Source organism: Enterobacter asburiae, from assembly GCF_008080435.1.
GTDB lineage: Bacteria > Pseudomonadota > Gammaproteobacteria > Enterobacterales > Enterobacteriaceae > Enterobacter > Enterobacter asburiae_C.
In genome coordinates this window covers 40,513-51,835 of record NZ_VRKN01000020.1, presented here as the reverse complement: position 1 = coordinate 51,835, position 11,323 = coordinate 40,513, and the positions used below count along the sequence as shown (strand labels likewise).

Below are 11,323 nucleotides of genomic sequence, written 5' to 3'. Positions count from 1 at the left end.
GCGGGGTGGAGCAGCCTGGTAGCTCGTCGGGCTCATAACCCGAAGGTCGTCGGTTCAAATCCGGCCCCCGCAACCAACACTTCTAAAAACAATAAACACCCTAAAGGGTGTTTTTTTGTATCTGTCGTTTGTGAATTTGCCGGGCGTTTACCCGGCTGAAAGATTTACCCGCGCCGCGCCAGCGTCGCCCCATCAGAGAAATACGCCCGTATCCCCGCCAGAATCGACTCCGCAACTTCCTGCTGGAATTTTGCCGTCTTGAGCTTACGCTCCTCTTCAACGTTACTGATAAACGCGGTTTCTACCAGAATGGACGGAATATCCGGTGCCTTGAGTACCGCAAACCCGGCCTGTTCAACGCTGTTTTTATGCAGCTTATTGATGTTACCCAGCTTGCCCAGCACCGCTTTACCAAACTTCAGGCTGTCGTTAATGGTCAGCGACTGCACCATATCGAACATAGTGTGGTCGACGTAGCGGTCGCCGCTTTTGCTCACGCCACCAATCAGGTCAGAGGCGTTCTGGCTGTCAGCCAGGAATCTTGCTGCGGTACTGGTCGCGCCTTTGGTTGAGAGCGCAAACACCGACGAGCCGCTTGGCTGGCGGCTGGTAAACGCATCCGCATGGATCGACACGAACAAATCGGCGCGCTGCTTCTGCGCTTTCGCCACCCGGACCTTCAGCGGAATAAAGACGTCTTCATTGCGCGTCATATAGGCGCGCATATTGCCTTCTTTATCAATCAACGCTTTCAGGCGGCGGGCAATTTGCAGCACCACGTCTTTTTCACGCGTGCGATATTTGCCCACGGCACCGGAGTCTTCGCCGCCGTGGCCAGGATCGAGCATGATCACAATCGGACGATCGCGCCCTGCTTTGCCCGGCTGCGGACCGCTTTGCGCAGGCGGAACCTGACGCTGCAGATCGCCTTTGTTGTAGTCCTCCAGCAGCGCAAGCAGCGGATCCTGAATATCCGTCGCATTGGCCGGGTAGAGATCCATCACCAGGCGCTCTTTGAAGGTCGCAACAGGCGCCAGAGCAAACAGCTGCGGCTTAACGTTCTGCTTCAGTTCAAACACCATGCGTACGGTTTGCGGATCAAACTGCCCGACGCGCGCCGATTTAATAAACGGATCGTCGCCGCGGATCTGCGCCGCCATCCCTTTCAGCACGGAGTTGAGGTTAACGCCTTCGAGATCCACCACCACGCGTTCAGGGTTGCTGAGGGCAAATTGCTTATATTTCAGCACGCGATTGGATTCGACCGTCACGCGCGTATAGGTCGATGACGGCCAGACGCGCACCGCCACCACCTGACTCGTGGCGGCAAGACCGACCTGACTGACGCTAAGCAACCACATTGCCCCGGCCCCTTTTAACAAACGGCGGCGGCTTATTGCTGAATTGGATCCCGACATGCTTCTCCCGAGCAAGAACACTGACTGATATACAAAATGTCCAGATTGACCGAAAACTTTAACGAATGACGCATAAACTGTCATCTATAAAAGGGTAAACAATCATACGCTAACGCACGGATTACTTATCAATTTCTGTGGGTCGCGGAAAATTTGCGCTTGCACACGCGGCCACAATCGAATAAAAATACAGAAATTACGAATAAACATTCATTAAGGGTTGTGTCATGGTGAAGGAACGTAGAACCGAACTGGTCCAGGGATTCCGCCATTCTGTTCCCTATATCAACGCCCATCGGGGAAAAACGTTTGTCATCATGCTTGGCGGCGAAGCCATTGAGCATGAAAATTTTTCCAGCATCGTCAATGACATTGGCCTGCTGCACAGCCTCGGGATCCGCCTGGTGGTGGTGTATGGCGCGCGTCCGCAGATCGACGCCAACCTGGCCGCTCACCACCACGAGCCGATTTACCACAAGCATACCCGCGTTACCGATGCCAAAACCCTTGAGCTGGTGAAACAGGCGGCGGGTCTGCTGCAGCTGGATATTACCGCTCGCCTGTCCATGAGCCTGAACAATACGCCGCTACAGGGCGCGCATATCAACGTCGTGAGCGGCAACTTTATCATTGCCCAGCCGCTCGGCGTGGACGATGGCGTGGATTACTGCCACAGCGGTCGCATTCGTCGTATTGATGAAGAAGCTATTCACCGCCAGCTGGACAGCGGTGCCATCGTGCTGATGGGCCCGGTCGCCGTTTCCGTGACCGGCGAAAGCTTTAACCTGACGTCCGAAGAGATTGCCACGCAGCTGGCGATCAAGCTGAAGGCGGAAAAAATGATTGGGTTTTGCTCCTCCCAGGGGGTCGTGAATGATGAAGGGGTGATTGTGCCGGAACTCTTTCCTAATGAAGCCCAGGCGCGCGTGGAAGCGCTGGAAGCCGAAGGCGATTACCACTCCGGCACCGTCCGCTTCCTGCGTGGCGCCGTGAAGGCCTGCCGCAGCGGCGTGCGCCGCAGCCACCTGATCAGCTATCAGGAAGACGGAGCCCTGCTGCAGGAGCTGTTCTCCCGCGACGGTATTGGTACACAGATTGTGATGGAGAGTGCGGAGCAGATCCGCCGCGCCACCATCAATGACATCGGCGGCATTCTGGAGCTTATTCGTCCGCTGGAACAGCAGGGTATTCTGGTGCGTCGCTCACGCGAACAACTTGAGATGGAGATCGACAAATTCACCATTATTCAGCGCGATAACCTGACCATTGCCTGCGCCGCGCTCTATCCGTTCCCGGAAGAGAAGATCGGTGAAATGGCCTGCGTGGCGGTGCATCCTGATTACCGTAGCTCTTCACGCGGCGAAATGCTGCTTGAGCGCGTGGCGGTACAGGCGCGCCAGATGGGGCTAAGCAAGCTGTTCGTCCTGACGACGCGCAGCATTCACTGGTTCCAGGAGCGCGGATTCACGCCGGTGGATATCGATTCTCTGCCGGAAACGAAGAAAGAAATGTACAACTATCAGCGCCGCTCGAAAGTGCTGATGGCTGACCTGGGATGAGACAACGCCCTCACCGTCCGGTGAGGGCTTTTCACTTAGAGGGACTCGAATATCACGCTTAAGCCGCTTCGACGCTCCGTGCGTGCGGCAATGGCCTGTACCAGAACGCGTTCATCGGTATAGAGCGACAACCGCTGACGGGCACGGGTAATGGCGGTATAAATCAGCTCGCGGGTAATCACCGGCGACAGCTGCGTGGGCAGGATCAGCGCTGCATGATTGAATTCTGAGCCCTGCGATTTATGAACCGTCATCGCCCATGCCGTATCATGCTCAGGCAAACGGCTTGGCTGTACGGACTTCACGCTACCATCCGGCATCATGAACCAGACGCGCAACCCCTGACCACGATCAAGCGCAATTCCGATGTCCCCGTTAAACAAGCCCAGCGCGCTGTCATTACGGGAGATCATTACCGGCCGCCCTTCATACCAGCGCGAGTACGGCATACGGTTGATTTTACGTTTCTGCGCCAGTAGCTGTTCCAGCCTGTCGTTCAGTCCACTGACGCCAAACGGCCCCTCTCTCAGCGCGCACAACAACTGATATTCGCCAAACGCGGCAATGACCTGCTCCGGCGTGCTTTGCTGTTGTACGCATGTCAGGAAATGCTGATACCCCAGCAGAGCGTCATCCAGCATCGCCTGATACTCTTCACCGCTTTGCAGCGATTTTTTCTCAATGTCGGTGAAGGTACCGTCAAATACCCTGCGCGTACTGTGCCGATCTCCACGATTTACCGCCGCAGCCAGCTGACCGATGCCGGAGTCGCTGCCGAATCGGTAGCTTTTTTGCAGCAGACACAGGCTGTCGCGCAGCGCACCCGCTACCGGAGAGTTATCCGGTTCGAGTGCGCACCCGGTCAGGCGCGCCAGCTCCTGAGCGCGCTCGGCGGTATAACCAAAACTGGCGTAAGTGCAAATATCCCCCAGCACCGCCCCGGCTTCCACAGAGGCAAGCTGATCGCGATCGCCCAGGAAAATAACACGTGCGTGAGGCGGCAACGCATCAATCAGTCGCGACATCATCGTCAGGTCGATCATCGAGGCTTCATCCACCACCAGCACGTCCAGATGCAGCGGATTGCCGGCATGATATCGCAACCGCTGGCTGCCCGGCTGCGCGCCAAGCAGCCGGTGTAAAGTGCTGGCTTCGTTAGGGAAAAGTGCAAGCTGCGCCTCAGTGAGCGGCAGTTTTTGCAGCGCGCCACCTAATGATTCCGTCAGTCGAGCCGCGGCTTTACCCGTAGGGGCGGCCAGCCGGATACGGCATTTTTGCTCACCTGATAGCTGAATCAGCGCGGCGAGGAGTTTCGCCACTGTGGTTGTTTTCCCCGTCCCCGGACCGCCAGAAATTACCGAAATCCGCCGCGTTAAGGCCACCGCTGCCGCCACTTTCTGCCAGTCTATGGCTTCGTCCGAGGTAAACAGGCCATCCAGCGTTTGCCGGAGTTGCGCCTCATCGCACGGAAGCGGGGCATTCGTTTCACTGAAAAAGCGCGCCACCGTCAGCTCGTTACGCCACAAGCGGTTAAGGTATAAACGCTCACCCGTCAGAATCATTGGTGTTTGAGTGTCGGCACCGCCGACTGCGGGAGAACGAAGCAATACTGCCTGCCAGTCCACCGATTCCCCCAGCAGGGCGAAACAGGACTGTAATACCGCAGGCATTTGATCATTCATCATCAGACGTGAAAGTGGCAGGCAGACGTGTCCTTCCCCCGCGTCTTTACTGAGGATCGCGGCAGCGAGCATCACCGCAGACTCCTCGCGAGCCACCATCATGGCAAACTGCACGTCAAGGTGGCGCAGCTCGCGTTGTTCAACGGCTTCCAGCAATAATTCCTGCATCGTCATGCCATCTCCTCCGTGGTTGCGGCGAACAACGCATCCATCTTTTCAATCAATGCCGCATCCGGGCGAGTGGTGAAAATACCGGAGTCAGGATCCGACGCATCCACTCCGCGCAGGAACAAATAGATAACCCCACCAAAGTGCTCGTCGTAACGGTAATCGGCAATACGATGGCGCAGGTAGCGATGCAGCGCCAGCGTATAGAGCTGATACTGCAGGTCATAGCGATGCAGTTGCATGGCAGAGGCCATCGCGTCTTGCGTGTAGGCTTCACTGCTTTCACCCAACCAGTTCGATTTGTAATCCAGCAGGTAATAACGCCCTTCATGACGGAAAACCAGGTCAATAAAGCCTTTTAACATTCCCTGGACCTGACGGAAGTTCAGCGGTGGGCAGCCAGCGGAAAGCGGATCGTGCGCGCGGATCAGCGCATCAAGCGCATCGGCCTTTAGCGGGCTGGCGATAGGAAGATAAAACTCCATTTCCACCTGTTTATCTTTGGCGGTCAACTGGCTGAGCGAAATCCCCTGCTTCGTGAGCGGTGCCTGCAAAATCGCAGCGATCCAGTCGGTGAGGACAGGCTGCCATTTCTCGTCATAGCCCCCGCTCTGGAGCATTTTCAGTACCCATTCCGCAGAGACTGGCTGGGTGAAATCCAGCTCTTCAAACAGGCTATGCAAAAACGTGCCCGGCGAGGCGCCGCGCGGGAACTGGTGCGGCGTGAGCACCGGTTCAACGGGTACGATACCGGCTCCTGCCGCATCCACGTCCAGTTTTGGCATCAGATCCTGCGCAATACTCTGCCCGTGCTGCTGTAAACCGGAGTAGCTGGTGACGCGCCAGTCGTCGGCGATGGTACGCACAACCTGGCGGGCATGGAGCTCTGACTCACGCAGCTCCGGCATCTGCCAGCGGCTATTATCGGGCTGCGACGGAATATGCAGGGCAACATGCTCTGTGCAAAGTGATTCGATGCACTGGCGCAGACCCACAGCGTCTTTGGGTTCGCCGTGCTGAATAAGCCGCCCCAGCGCGCTCAGATGAAAATCGCTCTCCCCGGTCTTTTCGCCGCGGCGACGGGACAGAGGCGCAACGCCCAGGCTGCAGTGCCAGATCGAACGGGTCAGCGCCACGTAGAGCAGGCGTAAATCTTCCGCCAGACGTTCAGCCTCCGCCAGCTCAACGCTGGACTCCGCGTTGCTGAGATCGAGCACCGCCTCGAAAGACTCGCGATCGTGGTAAAAAGCCTGATCCTGTACGCGGTAATTGGCGATAAACGGCAGCCAGACCAGCGGATATTCCAGACCTTTCGATTTGTGAATGGTGACGATCTGTACCAGATGTTTATCACTCTCAAGGCGCATCTGCTGGCTGGACGAATTACTGTTCGGGTCGGCAATCTGCTGCGCCAGCCAGCGCACCAGAGCGTGCTCGCTCTCCAGCTGCGTACCCGCTTCCTGCAACAGTTCGCTGATATGTAAAATATCGGTCAAACGTCGCTCACCGCCTGCTGTCGCCAGCATATTTTCTGCAATGTGGCGCTGTGCCATGAGCTCGCGCACCATCGCCATCACGCCGCGCTTCTGCCATTTTTCACGGTAGCGAACAAACTCTTCTACCACGGCATCCCACGCGGATTCGTCATTGTTGAGCGCATCAATGTCGCGCGCATTCAGCCCAAGCATCGCGCTCGCCAGTGCGCTGCGCAGCATGCTTTCCCGCTCCGGAGCCAGTACGGCCTGCAGCAGCCATAACATCTCCTGGGCTTCCAGCGTTTCAAAGACGCTGTCGCGGTTTGAGAGGTAGACGGAGGGGATATTCAGTAACGTCAGGGCGTCGCGGATGAGCGCGGCCTCCTGACGGCTGCGCACCAGTACCGTGATATCAGACGCCTTTACCGGGGCAGGTTTATCCCCCTTCCACAGCAGCGCTTCACCGCGTGCGCCTGCACTGAGCCAGTCACGGATTTGCGCGGCGCAGTGCTGGGCCATGGCATTTTGATAGTCGGCAACGCCGCAGCCTTCCCCATCCAGCAGCCAGAAGTTCATGGCAGGCTGCGTCTCGCCGTTGAACTCGAAGCGCAACGAGGCATTTTTCTCGGCGAATTTTACCGGCTGAAACGGGATCTCCCGGAACATAAACGCCGTATCCATACGGCTGAAGAGCACGTTGACGCTTTCCACCATGCCGGGAGAGGAGCGCCAGTTAGTATCGAGAGTGTAGTGCGCGTCAACCTCGCTGCGGGCTTTCATGTAGGTGAAAATATCCGCACCGCGGAAGGCGTAAATGGCCTGTTTCGGATCGCCGATTAACAACAGCGCGGTATCGGGCTGCTGACGCCAGATACGGCGGAAAATACGGTATTGTTGAGGGTCGGTATCCTGAAATTCGTCAATCATCGCCACCGGGAAACGGGTGCGAATCGCGGCGGCAAGCGCTTCGCCATTTTCACTGCACAGCGCCGCATCGAGGCGGCTCAGCATATCGTCGAACCCCAGTTCACCCCGGCGGCGTTTCTCACGCGCGACGGCGTCGCGAATTTCCGTCATGGCACGAGTGATCATCAGATCGTTGAGCGTTAAGGGTTCAGCCAGCAGGGTTTCAATCGCCACAAACAGGGGATGCTCAGGCACAATGCCGTCGGCTTTGGTCCGCTCAACCAGGAAACGCCGGGAAAATTTCTCCAGCGCGTCCGGGAGCTGATAGCTTCGCGTCTCCTCCTGCGCCCAGGCGCTGATCTTGTCGATCCATTTACCCTGATTGCCACGGTTAAACTTGCGTCGGTCAATCCCGGAATTTTCGATGATTGCGTCAATCTCGCCAACGGACTCAATCCATTTTTGCTTGATGTCGACAATTTTCGCGATGATTTTTTCATGCCGTGAGGCCAGCGTTTCATCCGCAGGTGGCGGGGATTTGATGACTGGCGCCTCCCCCTGCAGATAACGATCGATAGCGCGCAGCAGCGCCTCAGGGCCCTTCCACAACGCATGTACCGCTTCAGCGATATCGCGCGGTAACGGGTAACAGTGGCGACGCCAGAAATCCGCGCAGGCCTGATAGCGAAGCACGGATTCATCTTCAATAAGCTGCTGTTCAAACAGCATGCCGGATTCAAAGGCATTCAGGCTCAGCATGCGCTGACAAAAACCGTGAATGGTGAAAACGGACGCTTCATCCATCTGCCGTTCGGCGAGGAGCAGCCACTGGGCTGCCTGTTGCTTATCGGCAATCTCTTCCAGAAGGCTCGCGTAGAGAGGGTTATCCGTGCTCTGACGCAGACAGGCGATGCGCAGTTCGTGGATATTGGTACGAATACGGCCCCGCAGCTCAGCGGTGGCGGCCTCGGTGAAGGTGACCACCAGCAGCTCTTCCACGCTCAAAGGGCGTGGAAAGGCGGCATTGCCGCCAAGCCCCAGCAGCAGACGCAGATAGAGGGCGGCAATGGTGAAGGTTTTTCCCGTTCCCGCTGAGGCTTCAATCAATCGTTCACCCTGCAGAGGTAAACGTAAGGGATCAAGGGACTCAGCGGTATCGGTCATTCTTTCTTACTCCAGGGCATAGATTGCTGCAGCGCGCTGACGCTCTTCCAGACTTTCCAGCCTTTCGGGTTCACGTACTCCGTTTTCCCGTTCTGGCTACCGGAAACCTGGGACAGAATGGTCATACCCTGCGGCTTAATGACCGCCTGATGGAAGAAGTCGGCAACCTTCTGCGGCGTCAGCTGTTTTATCTCGGCCACTACTTTATCACGCGAATCAAATTTCAGATTACCGCGATCGAAATCTTTGCTCAGCTGCGAGGCTTCTTCACCCAGCGTCTGCGGCGGCTGCATCACCTGCGCGATGACGGCCTGCTGGATCTGAGCAAACTCTTCCGGCTTCATGGCGCGTAGTTTTGCTTCCACCTGCGGGAAGAAGGCCTGGTAACGCTGCCAGAGATACGCCGGCTGTTTATCGCTGCTTTGCAGCAGGAAACCCAGACCCCACTGTCGGCCTACGTTCATGGAGAAGGCAAACACCGCGTAGCCAAGCTGCTCCTCGGTGCGTAACTGGTTATAGAACCACGGCTGAATAATTTGCCCCAGCACGGCACTCTGCGCTGAGCTGGCGAATTCATCATAGCCCGTTGGCACAAATACCGCGGCCAGCGCGGAATCCGTGCTATTACCCGCCTTTTCAAAAATCACGTTCTGTTTTTTCTCAACCAGCACGTCCTGGTTGCGGCACCATTCGTCGCCCTTCGAACCAAGCTGAGTGCGCACATTCTCCGCCAGGGTTTTGGCCTGATCCTCACTCATGTTACCGACGATCAGGAACTCCGGGCGGGTATTGGTTTTCAGCGCGTCACGGTAAGCCAGCACGTCTTTTAAGGTGATCGAAGGCAACAGCGCGCGGCGATCTTCCCGCTGGAAATAAGGAACTTGCGACAGCATTTGCGCTGGCATAAGCGCCAGATCGTAAGCTTTGCCCTTCTCCGCAGAATCCATCATCTGTGCATACCACGATTTGGCCTGCTCAAGCTGCTCTTCCGTCGGCGTGTAGCTGAAATACCCCTCCAGCAGTGCCTGGAACAGCTGAGGCAAACGCTGGGTATAGCCGTTTGCGTTGAGCATCAAACCGTTGTTGGCGTTGGTGGAGAAGCTGATCCCACCCACGGCCGCCTGGTTGCTAAGCTGATCGAGCGCAATCCCGGCGAGATAGTCATTGAGCGCGAACATCACCTGATTTTTAGCACTATTCATCGCTTTCGGGTTACGCAGCACCACGCTGACATCAGCCTTTGGCTCGTTTGCGAAATAGCGGCTTGGGGTATACACCACGCGCAGCGTCGGCTCATCAATGATGAGTGCCGGGTGCGGGTAATCTTTAGTCGTTTTGGTCAGCGAGAAATCATCCGGAATATAGGGATTCAGCTCCGGCAGCTTCAATGCAATCTCCCCGGCCTTCTTCTGCCAGTCGGCGAAGGTCTGAGCGCTGATTTTATCCACCTGATAAGGGGCATCGACAAAATACGCCGTCTTGTTATGCGGTTCATTCGGACTGATGTACCAGATACGGGCATTCTCCGGCGTCATCATCGCCAGGCGGGCTTTTACCGCCTCGGCGTCATACCGGTCGGCAATATTGACCGCGTCGAGGGTGTGCTCCACCGGCACGCGGATCATGGTATCCGCCAGCCACTCAACGTAATCCATATCGCGGGTAATGGACGGATAACGGAAATCGAGATCCAGCACGTGGGCGAGTTCATCAAAATAGCGCTTATCGACGCCTTTCTCACGCAGTAAAGAGAGGTAGCTGAAGATCGCCGCCACCACTTCATCACGGTTTGCCAGCCCTTTGTCGGTCAGGGTGGCGGAGATCGCCAGCACGCCGCTATTGCCGTTTACAACTGGATCGGAATCGGCGCGAATACCTTCCACCAGCCCCTGTTTTTGCAGCCAGTCAGAAAGTGTACCCGGGCTGCGGTTACCTATCAGGTAGGTCACCAGCTCATCGGTTTTACTGCGAAACTGTGCGGTGTTGTTATCAATGCGGAATTCAACGCGCAGCACTTTGCGCGGCAGCGCCGGCACGTAGTGGATAACGATCCCTTTTTGCGCGTCCGTGACAACCGGTACGTCTATCTGCGGCAGGTCGATATTTTTATTCGGAACCCGGCCAAACGTTTTAGCCGCCATGCCTGCCAGTTCTGGCAACGGCTTATTGCTGTAGATAACCGCTTTCATCAGATTGGCGGAGTAGTATTTGTCGCGAAACGCGTGCAGGGCATCAAGCACCGGGCTGTTGGGTTTGTCGCTTAACGTCTCCAGGTTGCCGCCGGAAAAGCGAGAACCTGGGTGCGCAGGGTTGATGGTTTCAGCGCTTACCTGGGCCATGCGCATACCGTCTCGCGTGCGGGCCAAGGTCAGCTCGGCATTCACCGCATTGCGTTCACGGTCGGCATATTTTTTATCCAGCAAGGGGGCGGCGATGGAATCAGCAAGGCGATCGACCGCGCCTTCCAGCGCATCATTTTCGACTTCGAGATAAAAGGCCGTGCGATACGGTGCCGTGCTGGCATTGTGGCTGCCGCCATGCATTTTCAAAAATTCGGACAGGCTATCTGGCTGCGGGTATTTTTTTGACCCCATCAGCGTCATATGTTCCAGATAGTGTGCAAGCCCTGGATGGGCGTCAGGATCTTCCAGCGATCCCACCGGCACCACTAATGCCGAGAGGGATTTCACCGCCTGCGGATCGGAAACCAGCAGTACGGTCATGCCGTTATCAAGACGAATAGCCTGATATTGACGGGTGTCTTTTTCGCTTTTACGAATAGTTTCCTGAACGGGTTGCCAACCGGAGTCTGCCTGAGTGACAGGTGCCCAGAGGGCGAAAAACAAAACAAACGCTTTAAACAAGGTGCTACCTCTTTATCACGGCTACATCATTAACACATTGCGTGCTGGACACGCCAACATCTCTTTATTGGGTACATCAGTCCGTGA

General features: G+C 56.5%; 5 protein-coding genes. 1 reads left to right on the top strand and 4 read right to left on the bottom strand.

The annotated features are described in order from the left end of the window. Positions 1-164: 164 nt before the first annotated feature. Entirely contained in the window at positions 165-1,418 is a 1,254-nt protein-coding gene (gene amiC / locus FU672_RS22440) for an N-acetylmuramoyl-L-alanine amidase AmiC (RefSeq protein ID WP_134348866.1), read from the bottom strand. A gap of 227 nt (positions 1,419-1,645) precedes the next feature. Here amiC and argA point away from each other — a divergent pair, with 227 nt between their 5' ends. Further along, positions 1,646-2,977, top strand: coding sequence for an amino-acid N-acetyltransferase (argA, locus tag FU672_RS22435; protein WP_148244877.1), 1,332 nt, complete (start codon positions 1,646-1,648; stop codon positions 2,975-2,977). 35 nt (positions 2,978-3,012) lie between these two features. Here argA and recD read toward each other — a convergent pair whose 3' ends face one another. From recD to ptrA, 3 genes are read right to left on the bottom strand one after another with little or no spacing between them, the layout of a single operon-like run. Further along, positions 3,013-4,833 carry an exodeoxyribonuclease V subunit alpha gene (gene recD / locus FU672_RS22430; protein WP_148244876.1) on the bottom strand — a complete coding sequence of 607 codons (1,821 nt, stop codon included), beginning with the start codon at positions 4,831-4,833 and terminating at the stop codon, positions 3,013-3,015. Further along, positions 4,830-8,372, bottom strand: a complete 3,543-nt coding sequence (gene recB, locus FU672_RS22425; RefSeq protein WP_148244875.1) for an exodeoxyribonuclease V subunit beta — start codon at positions 8,370-8,372, stop codon at positions 4,830-4,832. Before recB ends, recD begins: the two co-directional genes overlap by 4 nt. Beyond that, positions 8,369-11,236, bottom strand: a complete 2,868-nt coding sequence (gene ptrA / locus FU672_RS22420; protein WP_148244874.1) for a pitrilysin — start codon at positions 11,234-11,236, stop codon at positions 8,369-8,371. The genes recB and ptrA overlap by 4 nt, the downstream gene beginning before the upstream one ends. Between the last annotated feature and the right edge of the window lie 87 nt (positions 11,237-11,323).

Coding starts and splice junctions, on each gene's coding strand:
- argA (WP_148244877.1), top strand. CDS start 1,646: ATGGTGAAGGAACGTAGAACCGAACTGGTCCAGGGATTCCGCCATTCT.
- recD (WP_148244876.1), bottom strand. CDS start 4,833: ATGACGATGCAGGAATTATTGCTGGAAGCCGTTGAACAACGCGAGCTG.
- recB (WP_148244875.1), bottom strand. CDS start 8,372: ATGACCGATACCGCTGAGTCCCTTGATCCCTTACGTTTACCTCTGCAG.
- amiC (WP_134348866.1), bottom strand. CDS start 1,418: ATGTCGGGATCCAATTCAGCAATAAGCCGCCGCCGTTTGTTAAAAGGG.